Genomic DNA, 20,406 nt, shown 5'->3' with positions numbered 1-20,406 from the left:
CGAATATTTTTTAAGAAAACGATTTCGTTAAAATGGTGTGAAATAAACGTTAAAAATAAATTTACTCCTAATTTATCTGTAACACTTTATGTTTTTGGTCGTCTCTTTAGTATATCAAAAGACATAAATCAAAAATCAATTTAAAATCTTTCATCATGAAAAAATCAATCATTATTTCCGCAATCGCATTATGCTTTTCATTAGTTACGGTAAATGCAACACCCGTAAATACGAACGTAAATTACGAAGCGGTTGCTTATTTTAAAGTGAATTCATTTTGTGTGTCTATTGCTAAAGGCGATATCGCAACGGTTCAAAAACTAATTAGTAGAGGTGCCGATGTTAATGCGAAATCAAATGGAATGACTCCAGTAATGTATGCCGCTAAGTTTAACAGAACCGAAATTTTGAAGCTTCTTATTATACACGGCGCTAATTTAAAAGCAAAGTGTGATAAGAATATGACCGCTTTAAAATATGCAAAATTACATGGCGCACAGGATGCCGAAGTTATAATAATAAAAGCATTAGATGACGCCAAAAAGGTTAAAAAGAGAAAATAATTATGAAAGCAAATAATTATTTGAGTTAGTCACTCACAAAAAAAAGCCTCGGTTTACGGGGCTTTTTTGATTTATTGATTTTTATATTTTTCTATAGCTTCTTCAATATTTTCAATTCGGTTATCAGGATCAGGGTGCGTACTTTGCATTTCTGGAACTCGATTTGGTCCTGCCGCAGCTTTTAAAATTTCCATAACGGCTATCATTTCTATTGGGTTATAACCTGCTTTAAGCATAAATTTTACACCAAGTTCATCACTTTCCAACTCATCATCTCTCCCGTTAGTTAATAAGGTGGTTTGTCCAATACCACTTACTATTCCGCCCATATCTGCACCCACAGAACCTGCAGTGGCTAAACCTTGCCAATATTCGCTTTCTGCAATTCGTTCTGCACTGTGCCTGCCTAAAACATGACCAATTTCATGACCTAAAACACCAGCGAGCTGATCTTCGTTTTCTAGTTTGGAAAAAAGCGCATGTGTTATAAATATCTGACCTCCAGGTAAGGCAAAAGCATTAATTGTATTTGGGTCTGCCAATAAGTGAAATTCGTAATTATAAGGTGTTTGCTTAGCTATACTATTGTTTACTAATTTGTTTCCAACGTTATCGACTAAAGCTTGATACTGTGCGTTTGGATGTAAACCTCCATGTTGTTTTGCCATTTGCGGGGCACTTTGTAAGCCTATAGCAATTTCTTCGTCGGCGCCCATAGAGATGGTTTGCATGCGCCCAGTATATGGGTTTTCTTCTCTTTGGCTACATCGTTTAAATACAAAAAATAAAGCTATTGCAACACCTATTAGTAATCTGAATTTAAGGTTTTTACCTCTCATTTTAAATTGTTTAGTAACTAAAATCACAATATTTTAGCATATACCGTTGTGACCCCTGTTTTTTAGTTTTGTCACTTTTGTAGATGTTTGTTTAAAGTGTTTTGTACATAACGAAGTGTGAACCAATATCCTTAATGTTAAATGAGTTTCCTATTCGTGTATAATTGTTGCTTTTGTAGAATGGAACCGCAACTTCTCTGGCATTGCACCAAATTATTTTTATGTTCTTATTCTTAAGAAACTTTTCGCCATGGTTTAAAATAAGTTTGCCAAAACCTTGATTTTGATATGCTTTTAAAATAGCCATGCCTCGTAATTGATACTGTTGAGTGGGAGGAATATTAGGGTTTGAATTTTTAAAAAAGGAACACACGCCAATTAAATTATGGTTTTTAAAAAGTCCAAAATGAAGTGTGGTTTCCAAATTGTCGCCAATAAAAACACAAGACTCTATTGGTTTTCCTGATCTTAAAACAGGGTGACGAACAGGATGAGTTGCTGCGGCATTAATTTGTTTTATGACTAGATTGGTATAAATAGCAAATTAAGATTTAGTTTTACATTTCAAACTTAAAACTATTTTTGCAAAGTAGTATATTTACTTAAAAGTAATTTATGGCTTTTGAATTTAAAATTTTAGAAAAAGATCAAATTAATTTAGTGGTTCCTCTGGTGTATAAGTTGAATGACTTTAAAGTTTCTGAAACTGTTTTAGAACAACGTTTTTCAGAAATGATTAATCAGAACTATGAATGTGCTGTAATTTATGATGACGAAAAGCTTATTGGAGTTTGCGGATTGTGGTATTGTACAAGACATTATTCTGGTAGAAGTGTGGAACCAGATCATGTTTTTATTGATGATGTGTATAGAGGGCAAGGTATTGGGAAACTGTTTTTTGATTGGATTTATAATTACGTATCCGAAAAAGGTTTTGAGGCCATGGAATTAAATACTTATGTCTCTAATTATCAGTCTCATAAATTTTATTTTAATGAGGGTTTTAAAATTTTAGGCTATCATTTTATAAAAAAACTATAATTTTTCTTGCAGAAGCGAAAACTGTTTATATATTTGCAGTCGGAAATAAAAAAAGGCGGGAGTAGCTCAGTTGGTAGAGCGTCAGCCTTCCAAGCTGAATGTCGCCAGTTCGAACCTGGTCTCCCGCTCAAAAAGCTTCATCATAACGATGGAGCTTTTTTTTTATGCGTTAATTTAAGCAGGTTTGCTCACATGAGGTGTAGAATTTACTAAAGAAGTGCAAAGACTTGTATTCTTTCAATTTTACTCCAGTTGGTCTCCTAGCCCGAGTTTGGGGTGTGCCCCAATTATTTTAATTGATTCAACTCGGTTTCAGGGGGTATTTCGTAAGGTGTTTTGTTGTATTCGAAAATTCGAGCTGTTAAGTTTCCTTTTAATAGTATAGAGTCATTTTTTACTTCTAACCAGCTGCCTTCTCTTAGGCCAATTACAGGTTGGGTGTTGTAATGGTGAAATTCTTTTATACGCGTTTCTCTAGTTTCGCCTTTATGTTTACTATTAGGATTTGGGTCTAAATAATGCGGATTTATATTAAATGGAACCAAGCCTAGGGCGTTAAAATTTGGTGGATATACAATAGGCATATCGTTGGTAGTTTTTATGGTTAAACCACAAATATTACTACCTGCACTAGTACCTAAATAAGGCGTCCCGTTTTGTACAACGCGTTTAAGTTGGCTGATTATATTGTTTTTGTGTAATTGGTTTGCTAGGACAAACGTGTTGCCACCGCCTACAAAAATAGCCTCAGCGTTGGTTATGGCCTCAATAGGGTTTTCAAACTCATGTATTCCATTTACTTTTTTGTTTAATTTGGTAAATGCTTGTTTAGCAATGGCTGTGTATTGGTCGTGCGATATACCTCCAGGTCTAGCATAAGGAATAAAAAGGATGGTTTTTGCATTTTTAAAAAGGACATTTAAAGGTTTGGTAATATATTCTAAATATCCGCTCCCGTAAATGGTAGATGTGCTGGCAATAATAATGTTTCGCATGGGGTAATTTGTGTTTTGTGTAAAGCTAATCAATAAAAGGGTTTGGTAAAGATTTCATTTAAATTGTTTTAAAAATTGAATTAAAAGTGGTATTTTCAAAGTAAAAAAATATGAAAAAAATTATTCTCTTTTTAACTTTTTTAAGTGCATTAAATATAGTTGCTCAGAATGCTAATAGAGTAGAAGTGTCTGGAAAACTAATTGTTGAGGGTAGTGATGTGTCTGGTATTACTATATTTAATTCTTCGTCTAATTTAGGAACAATTACTGATGATAAAGGAGAGTTTGTTTTACAAGTGACTTTAAATGACCATATTGAAGTTAGTGCCTTACAATACCAAAACATAAGTTTTAAGGTTAACGAGGATATCATGAAATCTAGAAGAATGAAGCTCTTTTTAATTGAAGAGATTAACAAACTAGATGAAGTTATTGTTATTAAAGACGGGCTTTCGGGTAATTTAAATAAAGATTTGGAAGATACTACACCTTTTAAACCGCAATTAGATGCTTTATATTTTGGAGTTAAAAATAGTAGGGAATATAATTTTGAAAAAGATTATAAAACTGAAGTAAAAAATATTGCAATTGACAGGCAACATTTACCCATGATTAATGGTTTAAATATTGTTAATGTTGTAGATCAATTATTGTTGCCATTATTTCGAAGCGGAGTTAAGGATAAGGATAAGGCTGGCGTGCCCGATGTACCAATTGAGGCAGTAAAGTATTATTTTGGATCAGAATTTTTAATTGATAACTTTAATATTCCGGAGCATCGTGTTGAAGAGTTTATACAATATGTACAAAGTGATAATTTCGATTATTCATTACTTAACTATGGTAACGAAATGGATTTTCTTGAAGTATTAAACAAGAAAAGTAGAGCGTTTCTAGATTCTAAAAACTAGACTGAATTTTAAGTTTTTAACAAAACATTAAAAGCTATTTGTATTTTATTTAAGAATTGATGGCTTTTCTTTATGCTCTAATTATTTCAATTTGAGTAGATCCTTACTTTTTGTACTTCTTATTTTATTAGCGCGTCCTACATATAGTCAAACTATTGAGTTATTGGGTAGAGTGGCTAGTAATGGCGATATAGAAAACATTCATGTTATAAACAATACGGCACAAGTGTTTACCACAACAGATAAGGAGGGGCATTTTAAAATTTCGGCAAGATTAAACGATACTTTATCCTTTTCGTCAATACAATATAAATTAAAAGAAGTAATTATTACGCAATCTATTTTAGATAATGAGGCTGTGTTTGTTACCTTAAACGAACACATAAACGAACTAGACGAGGTAATAGTAGGTAAAGTATTAACAGGCGATTTGTTATCTGATATTAGAAACATGGATGCTAATGCACCTATTAATTTTTACGATGTTGGTATTCCTGGTTATACAGGGAAGCCAGCTACACAGAGTGAAAGACGTCTTTATACAGCAGGAGTGTTTAAGCCTGAAATGCTATTAGGTTTAGTTTTGGGAGGAGGGTCTTTAGATCCAATAATAAATGGTATATCTGGAAGAACAAAAATGCTAAAGAAGAGAGTAGCAATAGAAGATAAAGAAACTTTAATGCAAAGTATAAAAGGAAGATTGTCTAAAGATTTTTTTGCTTCAAACTCTTTAGAAGAAAGTTTGCGTATCGATTTTTTTTACTTTTGCGCAGACGACCCTGTTTTTGTTAAGCGTTGTAAAAATCAAACAGATTTTAATATTTTGGCTTTTTTAAGAGTGAAGTATAAGCAATACCTAACTAATTTAGAAGCCAGTAAAAATTAATTAACTTCGGTATGCTTTTTGATTTCCAATAAAGTAATTTAGTCGTCTATAAATTATATTCATGAGGGTTTTTAAATTTGTATTCATTTTTTCTATACTGCCGCTTTTCGCGTTTACCACAATGCATAAATATTATATAAGCGTTACACAAGTTGATTATGTCCAAGAAAAGGAATCCCTTCAAATAATTTCTAGAATTTTTATTGATGATTTTGAAAACGTTCTGCGGACAAATTATGATGAAAATATCATATTAGCCGGAAAAGATGAGCCTAAAGCAGTTGACTCTTTAATGAATACCTATCTTCAATCTAATTTGAAACTAGAAATTAATAACAAGCCTGTTTTATTTAATTTTATAGGCAAGGCATATGATGGCGACATTGTAAGGTGTTATCTTGAAGTTGAGCAGGTTAAGTATATTAATGTATTTTCAATTACTAATTCCATTTTACTTGATTACCAAGAGAATCAGCAAAATATCGTAAAAACTAAAATTAATTCTCAAAATAAAAGTTTCATTTTAACTTCAAATAATACTAACGCTTTGTTAAAATTTAACTAAAACAAACTAAATTGAATATAGAATTTAGTACTTTCGACGACATTTTGTAACAATCTTCTAACGAAAATTACGAAATACACATTTTTTTCTAATAAAACATAAAACCAATATGAAAAAGCACGCTTATCTATTCTTATCTTTTGTATTCCTTTTTTCAGGAGTTTTTGCTCAAGAGCAAAACAATGAAAAACCTCAAGGCCATACAGACCAAAACAAGTTTAGACAAATGAAAGACCTTCTAGCAACTCCAACCGATACACGAAATGCTTCGGGTGCTCCAGGTCATGCTTACACGCAGCAACAGGTAGACTATGTAATGAACATCCGTTTAGATGAAAATACAAATCAAATTTTTGGCGATGAGAAAATAACATATCACAATAACTCTAAAGACCATTTGGAGTATTTATGGATACAGTTAGACCAAAATATGCGTGCCAAAGATTCTAAAACACCTGATGCTAAATCAGAAAGGTTTAACGCGCCTTTTAACGGTCCAAGTATTTTTACTAAGAACAACTTAAAGGAACGTTTTGATGGTGGTTTTAATATTGAATATGTTAAAAATGACGATGGCTCAGATTTATCACATTCAATAAACCGCACTATGATGCGTATTAATTTACCAAAACCATTAGCGCCGGGTGCTGTATTTAAATTCAGTATTAAATGGCATTATAATATTAATGACATTAATGTTGATGGTGGTCGTTCTGGTTTAGAAACCTTCCCTGATGGAAATAATAACTACACTATAGCTCAGTTTTTCCCAAGGCTTTGTGTTTATGATAATGTTGAGGGATGGCAAAATATGCAATTCTGGGGTCGAAGTGAATTTGCTTTAGAATTTGGAAATTATGATGTGAAAATTACCGTTCCTGCAGACCATATTTTAGAAGCCACTGGAGAGTTACAAAATCCAAAGGATGTATTAACTAAAGAACAGCAAAAACGTTTAAAGTTAGCAGCGAAATCATTTAAAGATCCTGTTTTTATTGTCACGGAGGAAGAGTCTGTTGCAGCAGGAAAATCAAGAGCTACAAAAGAAAACACTTGGCATTTTAAAGCTGAAAAAGTGAGAGATTATGCATTTGCTTCTTCAAGAAAATATATTTGGGATGCCATGGCAGTTAATATTAATGGGCGTTCGGTAATGGCTATTTCTCTTTATCCTAAAGAAGGAAATCCATTATGGGAAGAGCATTCAACACGTGTTGTAGCTAATACTTTAGAGGAATATTCTAAACTTACTTTCGATTATCCTTATAGTAAAGCGGTATCTGTGCATTCAGAAAGACAAGGTATGGAATACCCAATGATATGTTTTAACTATGGAAGACCAAATCCAGATGGAACCTATTCTGAAAGATTAAAAAGAGGAATGATTGGTGTAATTACCCACGAGGTAGGACACAACTTTTTCCCTATGATTGTAAATAGCGATGAGCGTCAATGGACTTGGATGGACGAAGGTTTAAATTCGTTTGTTGAAACCCTTGCAGAGTTGGATTATGATCCTAATTTTATAACAGGAAATTTACCTAAAGATATTGTAGATTATATGGGAGGCGATCAAAGTCATATTTCTCCAATAATGTCTCATGGCGATTATGTTTATCAATTTGGTCCTAATGCCTATACTAAGCCAGCTGCAGGTTTATACATGTTAAGACAAACTATAATGGGGCCAGAATTGTTTGATTACGCATTTAGAACCTATTCGCAACGTTGGATGTTTAAACACCCAACACCTGCAGATTTTTTTAGAACAATGGAAGATGCTTCGGCAATGGATTTAGATTGGTTTTGGAGAGGTTGGTTCTATACCACAGATTATACAGATATAGGTGTTAAAGAAGTTAAGCAATTTTACTTAACGGATAAGCCAACAGAGGCAGCAAAAGAAACGGCTAAAAAGTATAATATGAATTTAGACGAATTTAATGATCGATTAATATATTATGCAGAAGCTGAAAATGGTGACGTACCTCAGGATGCTAAAAGTGTTTCTGATTTTAAATTTTTAACTGATTATATCTCTAGCTTACCAGAACCCGAAAAAGCAAAATTAAAAGCCGCAGCGCCTAAGTATTTTTATGAAGTTGTTTTTGAGAAACCAGGAGGTTTGGTAATGCCTATTATTTTGGAAATATCTTATGAAGATGGCACAACCGAGAAAAAAATGTATCCTGCTCAAATATGGAGATTCAATGATAAGGAGGTTAGTAAGGTGTTTAAAACGGATAAACGCATTACAGGATTAGCTATTGATCCGGACTTAGAAACTGCCGATGTAGATACCTCTAATAACTCTTGGCCTAAAAAAGCTCAGGAAAATAAATTTGATACTTTCAAGAATAAAGTAAATAACTAATAGAATTTTTTTTGTTAAAGCCGATTTTTTTAAATCGGCTTTTTTATTCCATTAATTTTAAATGGAATAATAAAAACAACTTAGTATATTTGTCCTGTGATATTACAAGTAACATTCTTATTTATTAGTGGAGGAGAAATAGCATTTATTCTATTTATCGCTATAATGGTTTTTGGGGCAGATAAATTGCCCGAAATTGCTCGTGGCTTAGGTCAAGGTATGCGAACCCTTAAAGATGCCACTAACGATATAAAACACGAAATCACAAAAACGGCTGAAAAAAGCGGTATCGATACAAGTATTACCAAGGATGTTAAGAAGGAATTGGACAAGGTAAAAGAAGATTTAGAAGATTTTACAGGTTCAGTGAAACGTAAATTCTAGCCTTTGTAGTTTGTCGTGATTTAGGATTGGTTTAACGATTTTATAAACTATATGGTGGATTTAAGGGTATCTTGATAGTCCCAAATCGCTAATGTATTTCAAAATGAAAAAAAGCCTATTATTGTTTTTTTGTTCGCTTACTATTTTGGCATTTAGTCAAAACGAAAGGGAGGCTATAAAGCAAATTGACAGTATTAATTCTTCGGCATTAAAATCCTACAATGATAGTAAAATCGTTAAAGCTTTTAATGGCTTTAATAGTGCAAAAAAAATTGCAGATTCCATAAACGATAATTACGGTATAGCCATTTCTAATTTTAATTTAGGTAATATATACCGATTGATGCATGACAAGGCAAATGCCAAAGATTCGTATACATCAATGTTAAATGCTGCTAAAGCTATAAAAGATAATTATTTAATAGCCAACGCTTATTTAAATTTGGCTACACTTACTAAGGATGATAATACCCCTCAAAAGACTATTGATTTATTTAAAAGTGCTTTAAATCATATCTCCAAAAATCAATATTTAGCAAATGAGAATTATAACCTAAATCAATATGAGACCTTATTAGTTAAAATACGAATTGGTTTAGCCGAATTTTATATTGAAAATGAATTTTTAGAGGAGGCTCAAGTAAACCTTTTACGTGCCGAAGATATTATTAATAAAGACACTTTTTCTAATAATTATCAAATAGCTTATTTTAATTATATATACGGGGTTCATTTTTTCAAAAAGGAACTTTATAATAATGCTAACGAAAAGTTTCTTAAAGCCATTGATTTTCTAAATATTGAGCATCCTACCAATGATAATGATTATTTGCTTTTAAGTAAAATATATAAAAATTTGTCCCTTTCTTATTCTGCCACAGGAAGTGAGGAACATGCCTATTTGGCACTGTTAAAGTATGATGATTTTAAGGACCAGTATTTAAACATAGAAAAAGTTAAGGAAAACGCTATTTATAAGTCTAGATTTTTATTGGCTACTTATAAAAATGAAGCACAATTGGCCAACAGCGAAAAGTTGTATCAATCTAAAATTGCTGAAAAAGTCAAAAATATAAACTTAATTATAATTATTGCCTTAGTTTTATTATTAGCATCTCTATTAATTTTATACAATTATTACGTAGCTAAACGAAGACTTTCAAATGTTTTAAAGAAACAAAATGCAGAATTAAAAGTTGCTAAAAATGATGCCTTAAAATCTTCAGAGTTAAAATCTAAATTTATTTCTAATGTGTCTCATGAGTTAAGAACACCGCTTTATGGTGTTGTGGGGCTAACCTCAATAATGTTAGAGAATAGCAACCTAGACGAGGCTAATGTTAAATACTTAAAATCACTAAAGTATTCTGGTGATTACTTGTTAAACTTAATAAACGATGTTTTACAGGTTAGCAAGATTGAGTCTAAAAAACTAGAAATTAATAATACTACGGTACATTTAAAGTCCCTTATTCAAAACGTAACAGATTCTTTTGATTATAGTTTAGGCGAGTCTAATAACCAAATGCATATTTTAATTGATGACCGTATTCCTGAATTTATTTTATGTGATAAATTAAGGTTGTCTCAAGTTTTATTTAACTTAATTGGGAATAGTATAAAGTTCACTCAGAATGGAAATATTTCAGTTGTAGCCAATTTAAAGCAAATTGATACTGAAAATGTGTTAATAGCTTTCGAGGTGGTAGATGATGGACCAGGAATTTCAAAAGAAAAACAAGGTTCTATTTTTGATAATTTTACACAACTAAACGAAAACTCTAACACAGGTTATCAAGGAGCTGGATTAGGGCTTTCCATTGCAAGTAAAATTGTAAAGTTATTTAATAGTAGAATTGAGCTTCAAAGTGAATTGGGTACTGGATCAATATTTAGTTTTGTTGTAAGTTTTAAAATAGATACAAACGCAATTGAACAAATTAAAAGTGAACAGAATGAAAATGTGTTAACCTCTTATAGTCCTGAGAATTTAAGGATTTTAATAGCGGAGGATAATAAAATTAATCAAATTGTTACAAGTAATTTACTTAAAAAAGAAAACTTTCAGTTTGATATCGTTGAGAATGGGTTAGAGGCTTTAAAAGCTTTTAAAAAGAATACTTACGATTTAATTTTAATGGATATTAATATGCCTTTAATGGATGGTAATGAGGCTACTTTAAAAATTAGAGAGTTTAATAATCAAATACCAATAATAGCATTAACGGCCTCAAGTAAAGATGAGTTAATGTTAAATAAATTAGATAAAGGTTTTGATGATATTATTACCAAACCATTCGATAACGATTTGTTTTTTAACACGATTAACAAATTAATAGAATTAAGTAAGGCAAAAGGTAATGATAACGGTAGTCGGGTAATTAAATTTTCATCTTAATCTAAGAGTAATTGCTTTTAAACTTTGCGGCTTATCGTTAAACCATCTCTAATAGGTAATAAAACGGTTTCTACACGGCTATCTTCCTTTAAAAGCGCATTATACTTTATTAATTCAGGAGTAGATATATCGTCTTTTTTAAAGGTAGTATCGAGTACTTTACCGCTCCATAATACGTTATCCGATAAAATAATACCACCAGGATTTAACTTATCTATAATTACATTAAAATAGTTGGAATAGTTAACCTTATCGGCATCAATAAAAACTAAATCAAAGTTTACCTCAAGTTTAGGAATAATATCTAAAGCGTTTCCTAAATGCTGTTTAATTTGAGATCCGTAATTAGATTTATCAAAATATTTCCGCTGGAAATCTACTAGTTCTTCATTAATGTCGATAGTATGTAATTCACCATTCTTTTGCATACCTTCAGCCAAACATAAAGCAGAATAGCCTGTGTAAGTTCCAATTTCCAAAATATTTTTAGGGTTTACAAGTTTTGAAATAATACTTAAAATTCTACCTTGATAATGTCCACTTAACATTCTAGGTTGTAAAATTTTCTGGTAAGTTTCTCGTGTTAGTTGTTGCAGTAATTCTGGTTCGTTTTCCGAATGGGCAACAACGTAATTATCTAGTTCTTCAGGTATAAAATGCATTAACTTAAAATTCTATTTATTAAATTTTCTTTAGCAAGGGTATCGTCACCACATAACCATTGTATGACATTATTTTCCCAAATATCGTCATATTCCGTTTTGTTAATAATTTCTCTATCCACAGCTAAATCTAAAATTTTACCAGGGTAAGACGATTGTTTGTCACTTTCCATTTCGCCTAACGGGTAAGGGTCGTCAAGTCCCATAATAACCTGCTTAGAGCCATGATTTCTAATTAATAACTCCAATCCTCCTGTGTCGTGTACAAGTGTATCAAAAAATATGTTTTTATGTCCTACCGCTTTTCTAGGGTGATGTTTGCCCTCAAATAAATCGGGTCTGCCATCAAATCCTTGAATGCGTCTTCCAAGATTTATTTGCGCTAGTTGGCCACCATGAGCAAAACAAGTACGCATATTTGGGTATTTATCTTGGTAACCATTTAAAGTGAAAAAATGATATGCATCACCACATTGAGCCAACATCCAAATTAAATGAAAGCGCCACGATGTGTTTTCTAATTTTATAAACTTTTCGCCATCGTAAGGGTGTATTTCAACAGCCAAATTATATTTATCTGCCAACTCAAAAATAGGCTCGTTTTCTTCGTCAAAAATACAACGCCAAGTCCCAATAGTGTCCATGTAATGCGTTGGTAAACAAAGTAATTGTAAGCCGTGTTGTTCTACACAACGTTCAATTTCCCAACAAGCGCTTCTTATAAATGCCGGATGTACTACGAAACCACAGGTAAATTTACTTGGGTTGTCTTGTTGTACTTTAGCATTAAAATCATTTTGAAAACGCAAGGCTTTTTTCATTTCCTCCACACGCAAACCATTCCCATATAATTGCGATAAATTTAAAACCACCGCATGGTCAAGCTTATTACGCTCCATCCATTCTAATTTTTCATCTAAAAAAAAGCTAGAGTCCGTAACAGGGCGTTTCCAATCTTTTTGGAGCATAAATTTTCTGTCCTTATCCACCCAAAAAATGCCCTTTTCGCGCATAAATTCAGGAATTTGCTCCGGGTAAGGTAGTAAATGAGAATGACCGTTTATTCGTAATTTACGTTTCATGTACAGGTCCTGAGAGGTCAGGAATCTTTAAAAGTTTATAATTTTAATCAATTTTAACCTTCTGCGGCGGTTGCATAACCTCACCACAATTTGGACAGCTTCGTTTTTCCTTATCGCCATAATATTTATCGAATATTTTAGGCATATCGGTTTCAATATTTTCTACAGTAAAATCCTCTTCATAAAGTTTGGTAACACAATTTTCGCAAAACCATAATAAAGCATCACGCATGCCTTCAGGTCGCTTGTATTCAATTACTAGGCCTACAGTATTGGCGCCGCGTTGCGGGGAATGTGGTACCTTGGGCGGCAGTAAATAAATATCTCCTTCCTTAATATGTACATCCTTAGGCGTGCCATTGTCAATAATTTTTAAAATAATATCGCCTTCAACTTGATAGAAAAATTCGGGTGTTTCATTATAATGATAGTCCTTTCTGTTATTCGGGCCACCAACAACCATAACGATAAATTCCCCATCCTTCCACACCACCTTATTTCCAACAGGCGGTTTTAAAAGATGTCGATTTTCTTCAATCCAAGCTTTAAAATTTATAGGCGATGTTAGGTTACTCATAGTTTTATGTTTTTGGCGTTACCACAAGGGGCAGGCTATCCGCTATATCTTTTTCGTGCTTAATTTTTATAGAATCTTATTACAATCGTGCAATTATAGTAAATTAACGTTTGTAATATACTTTGTAGTTCACAAAAAAGGATGCCGCTTCTATCCTTAACGCAATTTCGTTACTAATATACAAACCCATTAAATTCTATTAAAGTTATAAGGGGTAAATTATTACAAAGATTTGGTACGTCCACCATCAACAGGTATATTAACACCATTAACATAAGCAGCAGGAGCACTGGCTAAAAAGGTAATTACGCTGGCAGTTTCTTCAGGTTTAGCAAAGCGTTTAGCAGGCGTGTAATTTTTCATTATTTCTGCCATAGCCTCTATAGAGCGCTCTTCAATATTTGCTTTTATTTGTATTATCTCGTTTAATCGTTCTGTTTCTGTAAAACCCGGAAGTACGTTGTTTACGGTAATACCAAATTCGGCAACTTCTATAGATAAGGTTTTACTCCAATTACCTACCGCACCTCTAATGGTGTTGCTAACTCCTAAACCAGGAATAGGTTCTTTAACCGACGTAGAAATCACATTAATAATACGACCAAAACCTGCTTCTTTCATAAAGGGAACTGTAGCTTGGGCAAGTAAATGATTACATTTAAGATGCATGGTAAACGCATTTTCAAAAGCCTCTAAACTTGCTGTTAAAATTTCGCCACTTCTTGGGCCACCGGTGTTATTTATAACAATATGAAACCCATGTTCTTTCTCGATAAATTTAATAAGTTGTTCTTGTAGCTCTCTAGGGTTTAAAAAATCTGCCACAATGTAATTATGGTTTCTGTGGTCTGGTAATTCGGCTAAGACGGCTTTTAGTTTTTCTCTGTTTCTAGCAACAAGCGTTACATGAACACCTTCGTTAGCCAATGCTATTGCTGTTGCTTTACCAATACCTTGAGTGCTACCGCAAACTAATGCATATTTATTATTTAATTTTAAATCCATAATTTTATATCTTTTTCAATTTAATAAACTCCCGACTTTGTAGGAATTAATATTTTATACATACGTTTTTAGCTTCTGTAAAAAAGCGTAATGCTTCAAAACCACCTTCACGACCAACGCCTGATGCTTTTACACCCCCAAAAGGTGTTCGCAAATCACGTAACATCCATGTGTTTACCCAAACAATACCAACCTGTAATTTATTGCTAAAATGCATCGTGCGTTTAAGATTATTGGTCCATAGTGTTGCCGATAAACCATACTTAACTTTGTTTGCCATTTGTAAAACATCTTCTTCGGTTTTAAAAGGCATAATGGTTACTATGGGGCCAAATATTTCTTCTTGATTAACTCTGCACTCATCCGTTTCAACTTCAATAATTGTAGGCTCTAGATAATAACCGTTTTCAAAGCCTTTCACAATTACTTTATTGCCGCCACAAAGTATTTTTCCACCTTCATTTTTAGCAATGTCGTTATAACTTAAAACCTTTTCTAAATGTGGTTTTGAAACTAAAGCGCCTATATCTGTTGAGTCTTGAGATGGATGACCAACTTTAAGTTGTTTTACTTTTTCAACAAAATCTACCTTAAACTTTTCATAGATAGAAGCCTCAACAAAAATTCTGCTACCACATAAACAAATCTGTCCTTGATTAGCAAAAGAAGAACGCACTGTGGTTTCTAGCATTTGGTTATAATCACAATCTGCAAAAATGATATTAGGGTTTTTTCCACCGAGTTCTAAAGATAGTTTTTTAAACATTGGTGCAGCAACTCTGGCTATTTGCGCTCCAGTTGAGGTTCCTCCTGTAAAAGAAATGGCTTTAATTTCAGGATGCTCAACTATGGCTTGACCTGCTGTTGTTCCTAATCCATGAATAATATTTAAAACACCTTTTGGTAAACCTGCTGCATTACAAATTTCCCCGAGTAAAAAAGCCGTCATAGGCGTAACTTCACTAGGTTTGGCAACCACACAGTTTCCTGCAGCAATAGCTGGAGTAATTTTCCAAGTAAAGAGATAGAGCGGTAGATTCCAAGGAGAAATACATCCAACAACTCCAATGGGCTGCCTTAAGGTGTAATTTATGGCATTTTGTCCTACGCTTTCATGACTTTCACTAACAAACTGGGTAATGGCATTTCCAAAGAATCTAAAATTACTAGCTGCTCTGGGTATATCAATAGCTTTCGCTAAGCTAATCGGTTTGCCATTATCTTTACTTTCTGCTTCTGCGAAGCGTTGTGAATTTGTCTCTATTAACTCCGAAATTTTAAGGAGTATTCTACTGCGTTCTTCTAAAGTTGTTTGTGACCAGTTCTTAAATGCAGTTTTGGCACTTTGATATGCTTTTTCTACATCTGCTTTTGAAGAGTTTGGAATTTGACCGTAAACTTCTCCATTTGCAGGACAATAGTTGTCTATCCAATCTGTTGAAATTGGATTATCGAACTTGCCATTTATGAAGTTCTGGATGTTCATTTATAACTTTTTATAAGCCGTCACCTTAATCTCAATCACCAAATCTGGATGCGGTAATTGATGTACAGCTACTGTAGTTCGAGTTGGTCCTGTTACCGTATCAAAAAATTCGGCATATGCTTTATTGTAATCTGCAAAATCATTCATATTAACTAAAAATGAGGTGATGTCAACCACATCTTTTAAAGTGGCACCTTCATTTGCTAAATTCTTTTCAATATTTTTTAAAACTTCACGAGTTTGAACTTCAGCGTTTAATCGTTTGGTTCCCATCTCGTCAATAATAGCAACACCAGCAATGGTATTGTCTGCTCTGCGAGAACTAGTTCCGGATACGAATATAAAATCGCCAACGCGTTTGGTAGTTGGATAGGCGCCTCTTGGGATTACTTTGTTACTCATAGTTAATGTTTTAATCCAGCTATTCTATCATCTTCAAGGATAGCTTCGGTTTCTTGCTTTACTCTGTTTAAAACGAGCTTTAAGTCGTCATTACTAGTAATCAAGCCATCGGTTAATAAGTTTAAAATGGCTTTGTCTTGGGCTCTACCTTTTAACATAGCTTCTCTATATCCAATATGTTCGTTAAAGGTAACTAAAGAGTATTTTGAAGAATACTCATTTGGAAACCCTTTTTCTAAAGCCATTTCTAATTTACGCTTTTCTTGGAATATAGCTTGATTGACGTGACCTTTCATTTCATGAAAATTATCTATGGCTAAATCTGCAATAGCATCGGTGTCTTTTTTACGGTTGTTTTCGTAGGTTTTAAAAACCGTTTCCCAATCTTCTAAATCTTGATCTAGAACCTGGTCTAACTCAACAACATCTTCAAAGGAAGCATTCATACCTTGACCGTAAAACGGAACAATGGCGTGTGCTGCATCGCCCATTAACAAGGTGTTGCCTTTATAATGCCATGGCGAACATTTTATGGTGCCTAAAGGCGATGTTGGGTTAGCGAAAAAGTCGTCTAAAAGATTTGGCATTAAAGCTAAAGCATCTGGAAATTCGTTTCGGAAAAATTCTAGAACCCGTTCCTTGGTAGTTAAATTGTTGAAGTTGAATTGGCCTTCATCATAACTTAAAAAGAGAGTAACGGTAAAGCTACCATCTAAATTTGGTAATGCAATGAGCATGAAGCTACCGCGAGGCCAAATATGCAGCGCATTTTTATAGGTTTTAAAATCGCCATTTGGTTTTGGTAAAATGCTTAATTCCTTATAACCATGGGTTAAATATGCTTGTGAAAAGCTAAACAAGAATTTTTTGCCTAAATAATAACTTTTACGCATTGCAGATCCTGCGCCATCTGTGGAGATAATAACGTCTGCATCTTCAGTAAACTCTTCTTTTGTGATATAGTTTTTAAAAAGTGCGGTGGTATTTTCAAAATCTACAGATTTACATTTGCTATTAAATTGAATGTTTACGTTTTTATGTTTCTCTGCTTCATTTAAAAGTAAGGCATTCAAATCGCCACGAGAAATCGAATTGATATACTCATAATCCCTACCACTGTAGTTTGATTGAAATGTATTGCCATGGGTATCATGAATCATGCGGCCATTCATGGGGATACAAAGGGCTTTTACTTTATTTTCTAAACCAACTAATTTTATGGCTTTGTTTCCACGATCGGAAAAGGCTAAATTTATAGAGCGTCCCGCAGAAATATCTACTTTTCGTAAATCGGGTCGCATTTCGTAAATGTTTACGTTAAATCCTCTCTGGGCTAAACGAAGTGCTAAAAGCGAACCGCATAAGCCAGCGCCTATTATTAGTATATTTTGTTGTTTCTCTTTCATCTTTGTCAGTCTCGCGAAGGCGTAAATCGCATGATTTTGGTTTTATTATTATTTAATCCTATTGCATTTATTTGAAGGTGTTTAAATGAAACCGCCTTGCCATAAAATAGGTGAAGGACTTCCTGCTTTTATGTTATTTCTTTTAGTTTTTCAACCAATCGATACACATCTTCAAATGAATTATAAAATGGAACAGGAGCGCACCTAATAACATCGGGTTCTCTCCAGTCGCTAATTATACCAACTTCGGCTAATTTATTGTGTAATGTTTTATCTGCGTTTTTAACTTGAATGGATAGTTGGCAACCGCGTTCGTTTGGATTGCTGGGTGTAATAATTTTTATAGTGTCTTCGCCTAATTGTTTAAGTAAAAACTCGAAATACCCTGTTAGCTTTTTAGATTTTTTAATCAGGTTTTCAAAGCCGACATCATTAAACATATCTAACGAGGCTTTTATAGCCGCCATCGATAAAATGGGAGGGTTGCTTAATTGCCAACCTTCGGCACCAGGCATTTGGTCGAACTCATCGCGCATTTTAAAACGGGTTTGCTTATTATGGCTCCACCATCCTGTAAAACGGTTTAAGTCTTTTTTATGGGCATGACGTTCATGCACAAAGCAGCCACCCAAACTTCCTGGGCCAGAATTTAAATATTTATAAGTACACCAAACGGCAAAATCTGCTCCAGAATCATGGAGGTTCAATGCCACATTTCCGGCGCCATGAGCACAATCAAAACCAACGTTACAACCATGTTTATGGCCTAGGCTTGCTATGCGCTTTAAGTCAAAAAATTGCCCAGTATAATAGTTAACGCCACCAATCATTATTAGCGCGATTTCATCGCCTTGTTCCTTAAGAATAGTTTCTAAATCCTCGTAATTTAATAAGGTTTCGCCCGGTCTCGGTTTCCATAATACCAAACCTGCTTTGTCATCGATTCCATGATGGCGAAGTTGAGATTCTACGGCATATTTATCTGAGGGAAACGCATCGCTTTCAATAAGAATTTTATAGCGTGTTTTTGTTGGTTTGTAAAACGACACCATCATAAAATGCAAGTTGGCTGTTAGTGTATTCATAACAATAACCTCAATAGGTTTAGCTCCAACTACCTTAGCCATGCTTTCGGTTAGAAATTCATGATATGGTAACCACGGGTTTTTCGCCTCAAAATGTCCTTCAACTCCTAAATTCGCCCAATCTTTTAACTCTTGGTTTACGTAAGTGGACGTTTGTTTGGGTTGGAGTCCTAGTGAGTTTCCTGTCATGTAAATCCAAGGGGCTCCTTGCTTGTCTTTAGGAATGTGAAATTGATCTCGATACGTTTTTAATGGATCGTTTTGGTCTTCTTGTATAGCGTAATCAAGACCTAATTTGTAGTTAGACAAAGTGATTTAGTTTTCGGTTTCTAACAAAAATAAGGAATATAAATTTAGGAATGAACACGAATAATAGAAGTTTAAAAGGCACTATTTTTTCGTATATTTAATAAAAAAATATAGATATGGCTAAATTAAAAGAATATTCTAACGGAGAAGCCACGGTAGTTTGGGAAGCAGATAAGTGTATTCATTCTGCCATTTGTGCCAAAGGATTACCAGAAGTATTTCGTCCAAAATTAAGGCCTTGGATAAAGATTGATGCTGCTAAAACAGAAGCTATAATAAATCAAGTAAAACAATGCCCATCTGGTGCTTTAAGTTATTATTTGAACGGTGAAAAAGATGATGATAATACTGAAATTGCTGAAACTAAAGTTGAAGTTTTAGAAAACGGGCCACTGTTGGTTTATGGATTACTCAAAGTGATAAAGAATGACGGCGGAACCGAAATGAAAAGTAAAACCACGGCTTTTTGCAGGTGTGGAAAATCAAACAATAAACCGTATTGCGATGGTGCGCATGTTAAGGAGGAGTTTAAAGGCTAATACGTAGGTTTCAATTTTATTATAGATTAGTATAACAACGAATTATAAAGGCTTAGTTAAATTTAATGCTATAAGAGGATTTTAGCTAAAAAGGAAAAGCGCTTTAATCATTGATTAAAGCGCTTTAATATATATAGACGCATATTGCGGAAAAATAACTCTTGTACCTTATTTACGTGTTAGGCCGCAGTTTAGACGTTTTATTTACTTAAATAGTCCAAAAATAAATTACTCTTTTTTAATTTTTATGTTTGTTAAGGTTAAGTTCCATTTACCTTCGGGCTTTTTATGATCTAAGGCTATTTTAATGCCATTAAAGTCTTGGTAGTTTTCAAAAGTATTTATAAGTCCAGCTGTAGCGGCGTTTCCTTTTTTAAATGCCCATTCTTTAATTATAAAATCGTCACTGTAATAAATATCGTAGGCATCACCAGGTGTATAACCACCAATATCAGGATAGGTAAGGGTGATTTTATTTAGTGGTGTTTTATGTACGGGAGATTGTTCTTTTGTAGGTTCAGAAATTGTTGTGCCTTGATCCCAAACCAATTGAAACGGTATTAACAACCAAAATTTATCGTTTATAAATGCTCTATCTGCTTTTAGTGATAAACTATCCAAAGTATTTCTGTTATAGTGTATGGTATCTTTTTCTGTAATTAGCGTTACATCGTTAGTTTTTGGTTTCCAGTTCCAACTTCTTTTATTAAAAAAGGTAAACTGAATTTGAGTAATAGCATTCCAGTTTTCAATACCATGGGCATTGGCTATTTTTTCAGCTATACTAATATCTCTTAACGCTTTTTCGTTCTTTTGCTTACATGAAAAGTAAAGTGAAATTAAGCAAATTGCTACTAGTAATTTTTTCATAATTTAGAGTTTCCACAAATATATCAT

At 33.4% G+C, this 20,406-nt stretch carries 21 protein-coding genes and 1 tRNA gene; 10 read left to right on the top strand and 12 right to left on the bottom strand.

Annotated elements, in window-relative coordinates; genetic code table 11:
* The first annotated feature begins 155 nt into the window (after positions 1 to 155).
* Positions 156 to 563 carry an ankyrin repeat domain-containing protein gene (locus ABJM36_RS15430; RefSeq protein ID WP_348452385.1) on the top strand — a complete coding sequence of 136 codons (408 nt, stop codon included), beginning with the start codon at positions 156 to 158 and terminating at the stop codon, positions 561 to 563.
* A 71-nt stretch (positions 564 to 634) separates the two neighbouring features.
* Here ABJM36_RS15430 and ABJM36_RS15425 read toward each other — a convergent pair whose 3' ends face one another.
* A complete protein-coding gene (locus ABJM36_RS15425; protein ID WP_348452384.1) occupies positions 635 to 1,402 on the bottom strand; it encodes a M48 family metalloprotease in 768 nt (255 codons plus the stop codon).
* Between the two features lie 91 nt (positions 1,403 to 1,493).
* Positions 1,494 to 1,826, bottom strand: coding sequence for a GNAT family N-acetyltransferase (locus tag ABJM36_RS15420; protein WP_348452383.1), 333 nt, complete (start codon positions 1,824 to 1,826; stop codon positions 1,494 to 1,496).
* A 191-nt stretch (positions 1,827 to 2,017) separates the two neighbouring features.
* On the opposite strand from ABJM36_RS15420, the gene ABJM36_RS15415 reads away from it, so the two are divergent.
* On the top strand, positions 2,018 to 2,443 hold the full coding sequence (locus ABJM36_RS15415) for a GNAT family N-acetyltransferase (protein ID WP_348452382.1): 426 nt from the start codon (positions 2,018 to 2,020) through the stop codon (positions 2,441 to 2,443).
* A 55-nt stretch (positions 2,444 to 2,498) separates the two neighbouring features.
* Positions 2,499 to 2,571 (top strand) — tRNA-Gly (locus ABJM36_RS15410).
* Between the two features lie 159 nt (positions 2,572 to 2,730).
* On the opposite strand, the gene pepE is transcribed toward ABJM36_RS15410, so the two are convergent.
* Positions 2,731 to 3,438, bottom strand: a complete 708-nt coding sequence (gene pepE, locus ABJM36_RS15405) for a dipeptidase PepE (protein WP_348452381.1) — start codon at positions 3,436 to 3,438, stop codon at positions 2,731 to 2,733.
* Positions 3,439 to 3,548: 110 nt separating this feature from the next.
* Here pepE and ABJM36_RS15400 point away from each other — a divergent pair, with 110 nt between their 5' ends.
* The 6 genes from ABJM36_RS15400 to ABJM36_RS15375 all read left to right on the top strand — a co-directional run bounded on the left by ABJM36_RS15400 (position 3,549) and on the right by ABJM36_RS15375 (position 10,956).
* Positions 3,549 to 4,349 (top strand): carboxypeptidase-like regulatory domain-containing protein, encoded by an 801-nt coding sequence (locus tag ABJM36_RS15400; RefSeq protein ID WP_348452380.1) that lies wholly within the window; start codon positions 3,549 to 3,551, stop codon positions 4,347 to 4,349.
* A 91-nt stretch (positions 4,350 to 4,440) separates the two neighbouring features.
* Positions 4,441 to 5,235 (top strand): carboxypeptidase-like regulatory domain-containing protein, encoded by a 795-nt coding sequence (locus ABJM36_RS15395; protein WP_348452379.1) that lies wholly within the window; start codon positions 4,441 to 4,443, stop codon positions 5,233 to 5,235.
* 61 nt (positions 5,236 to 5,296) lie between these two features.
* Positions 5,297 to 5,800 (top strand): DUF6702 family protein, encoded by a 504-nt coding sequence (locus ABJM36_RS15390; RefSeq protein ID WP_348452378.1) that lies wholly within the window; start codon positions 5,297 to 5,299, stop codon positions 5,798 to 5,800.
* A 109-nt stretch (positions 5,801 to 5,909) separates the two neighbouring features.
* Entirely contained in the window at positions 5,910 to 8,174 is a 2,265-nt protein-coding gene (locus ABJM36_RS15385) for a M1 family metallopeptidase (RefSeq protein ID WP_348452377.1), read from the top strand.
* Positions 8,175 to 8,270: 96 nt separating this feature from the next.
* Positions 8,271 to 8,558, top strand: coding sequence for a twin-arginine translocase TatA/TatE family subunit (locus ABJM36_RS15380; RefSeq protein ID WP_144116739.1), 288 nt, complete (start codon positions 8,271 to 8,273; stop codon positions 8,556 to 8,558).
* Between the two features lie 103 nt (positions 8,559 to 8,661).
* Positions 8,662 to 10,956 carry a response regulator gene (locus ABJM36_RS15375; protein ID WP_348452376.1) on the top strand — a complete coding sequence of 765 codons (2,295 nt, stop codon included), beginning with the start codon at positions 8,662 to 8,664 and terminating at the stop codon, positions 10,954 to 10,956.
* A 17-nt stretch (positions 10,957 to 10,973) separates the two neighbouring features.
* Here ABJM36_RS15375 and ABJM36_RS15370 read toward each other — a convergent pair whose 3' ends face one another.
* From ABJM36_RS15370 to kynU, 8 genes are all read right to left on the bottom strand, one after another.
* Positions 10,974 to 11,618, bottom strand: a complete 645-nt coding sequence (locus ABJM36_RS15370) for an O-methyltransferase (protein ID WP_348452375.1) — start codon at positions 11,616 to 11,618, stop codon at positions 10,974 to 10,976.
* Positions 11,618 to 12,700 carry an amidohydrolase family protein gene (locus ABJM36_RS15365; RefSeq protein ID WP_348452374.1) on the bottom strand — a complete coding sequence of 361 codons (1,083 nt, stop codon included), beginning with the start codon at positions 12,698 to 12,700 and terminating at the stop codon, positions 11,618 to 11,620. The genes ABJM36_RS15370 and ABJM36_RS15365 overlap by 1 nt, the downstream gene beginning before the upstream one ends.
* A 43-nt stretch (positions 12,701 to 12,743) precedes the next feature.
* Entirely contained in the window at positions 12,744 to 13,277 is a 534-nt protein-coding gene (locus ABJM36_RS15360; RefSeq protein ID WP_348452373.1) for a 3-hydroxyanthranilate 3,4-dioxygenase, read from the bottom strand.
* A gap of 222 nt (positions 13,278 to 13,499) precedes the next feature.
* On the bottom strand, positions 13,500 to 14,282 hold the full coding sequence (locus tag ABJM36_RS15355; protein ID WP_348452372.1) for an SDR family oxidoreductase: 783 nt from the start codon (positions 14,280 to 14,282) through the stop codon (positions 13,500 to 13,502).
* 46 nt (positions 14,283 to 14,328) lie between these two features.
* The gene (locus tag ABJM36_RS15350; protein WP_348452371.1) at positions 14,329 to 15,768 is read right to left on the bottom strand and encodes an aldehyde dehydrogenase; all 1,440 of its coding nucleotides are present in this window, start codon (positions 15,766 to 15,768) and stop codon (positions 14,329 to 14,331) included.
* Entirely contained in the window at positions 15,769 to 16,170 is a 402-nt protein-coding gene (locus ABJM36_RS15345; RefSeq protein ID WP_348452370.1) for a RidA family protein, read from the bottom strand.
* A 2-nt stretch (positions 16,171 to 16,172) separates the two neighbouring features.
* Positions 16,173 to 17,576: an NAD(P)/FAD-dependent oxidoreductase gene (locus ABJM36_RS15340; RefSeq protein WP_348452369.1), complete on the bottom strand. Its 1,404-nt coding sequence runs from the start codon at positions 17,574 to 17,576 to the stop codon at positions 16,173 to 16,175.
* Positions 17,577 to 17,704: 128 nt separating this feature from the next.
* On the bottom strand, positions 17,705 to 18,970 hold the full coding sequence (kynU, locus tag ABJM36_RS15335; RefSeq protein WP_348452368.1) for a kynureninase: 1,266 nt from the start codon (positions 18,968 to 18,970) through the stop codon (positions 17,705 to 17,707).
* Between the two features lie 116 nt (positions 18,971 to 19,086).
* On the opposite strand from kynU, the gene ABJM36_RS15330 reads away from it, so the two are divergent.
* On the top strand, positions 19,087 to 19,509 hold the full coding sequence (locus ABJM36_RS15330) for a (4Fe-4S)-binding protein (protein ID WP_348452367.1): 423 nt from the start codon (positions 19,087 to 19,089) through the stop codon (positions 19,507 to 19,509).
* Between the two features lie 228 nt (positions 19,510 to 19,737).
* On the opposite strand, the gene ABJM36_RS15325 is transcribed toward ABJM36_RS15330, so the two are convergent.
* The gene (locus ABJM36_RS15325; RefSeq protein WP_348452366.1) at positions 19,738 to 20,379 is read right to left on the bottom strand and encodes a hypothetical protein; all 642 of its coding nucleotides are present in this window, start codon (positions 20,377 to 20,379) and stop codon (positions 19,738 to 19,740) included.
* Positions 20,380 to 20,406 lie beyond the last annotated feature (27 nt).

Source organism: Algibacter sp., assembly GCF_039977455.1.
Lineage (GTDB): Bacteria > Bacteroidota > Bacteroidia > Flavobacteriales > Flavobacteriaceae > Algibacter_B.
The sequence above is the reverse complement of the archived record's forward strand: the minus strand, read 5'-3'. Positions and strand labels throughout refer to the sequence as shown.

Bases quoted from the DNA above. Each gene is read 5' to 3' on its own strand.
- ABJM36_RS15375 (WP_348452376.1), top strand. From the start codon at position 8,662: ATGAAAAAAAGCCTATTATTGTTTTTTTGTTCGCTTACTATTTTGGCA.
- ABJM36_RS15400 (WP_348452380.1), top strand. From the start codon at position 3,549: ATGAAAAAAATTATTCTCTTTTTAACTTTTTTAAGTGCATTAAATATA.
- ABJM36_RS15365 (WP_348452374.1), bottom strand. From the start codon at position 12,700: ATGAAACGTAAATTACGAATAAACGGTCATTCTCATTTACTACCTTAC.
- ABJM36_RS15330 (WP_348452367.1), top strand. From the start codon at position 19,087: ATGGCTAAATTAAAAGAATATTCTAACGGAGAAGCCACGGTAGTTTGG.
- ABJM36_RS15430 (WP_348452385.1), top strand. From the start codon at position 156: ATGAAAAAATCAATCATTATTTCCGCAATCGCATTATGCTTTTCATTA.
- ABJM36_RS15425 (WP_348452384.1), bottom strand. From the start codon at position 1,402: ATGAGAGGTAAAAACCTTAAATTCAGATTACTAATAGGTGTTGCAATA.
- ABJM36_RS15350 (WP_348452371.1), bottom strand. From the start codon at position 15,768: ATGAACATCCAGAACTTCATAAATGGCAAGTTCGATAATCCAATTTCA.
- ABJM36_RS15370 (WP_348452375.1), bottom strand. From the start codon at position 11,618: ATGCATTTTATACCTGAAGAACTAGATAATTACGTTGTTGCCCATTCG.
- ABJM36_RS15345 (WP_348452370.1), bottom strand. From the start codon at position 16,170: ATGAGTAACAAAGTAATCCCAAGAGGCGCCTATCCAACTACCAAACGC.
- pepE (WP_348452381.1), bottom strand. From the start codon at position 3,438: ATGCGAAACATTATTATTGCCAGCACATCTACCATTTACGGGAGCGGA.
- ABJM36_RS15390 (WP_348452378.1), top strand. From the start codon at position 5,297: ATGAGGGTTTTTAAATTTGTATTCATTTTTTCTATACTGCCGCTTTTC.
- ABJM36_RS15340 (WP_348452369.1), bottom strand. From the start codon at position 17,576: ATGAAAGAGAAACAACAAAATATACTAATAATAGGCGCTGGCTTATGC.
- ABJM36_RS15355 (WP_348452372.1), bottom strand. From the start codon at position 14,282: ATGGATTTAAAATTAAATAATAAATATGCATTAGTTTGCGGTAGCACT.
- ABJM36_RS15415 (WP_348452382.1), top strand. From the start codon at position 2,018: ATGGCTTTTGAATTTAAAATTTTAGAAAAAGATCAAATTAATTTAGTG.
- ABJM36_RS15385 (WP_348452377.1), top strand. From the start codon at position 5,910: ATGAAAAAGCACGCTTATCTATTCTTATCTTTTGTATTCCTTTTTTCA.
- ABJM36_RS15325 (WP_348452366.1), bottom strand. From the start codon at position 20,379: ATGAAAAAATTACTAGTAGCAATTTGCTTAATTTCACTTTACTTTTCA.
- ABJM36_RS15360 (WP_348452373.1), bottom strand. From the start codon at position 13,277: ATGAGTAACCTAACATCGCCTATAAATTTTAAAGCTTGGATTGAAGAA.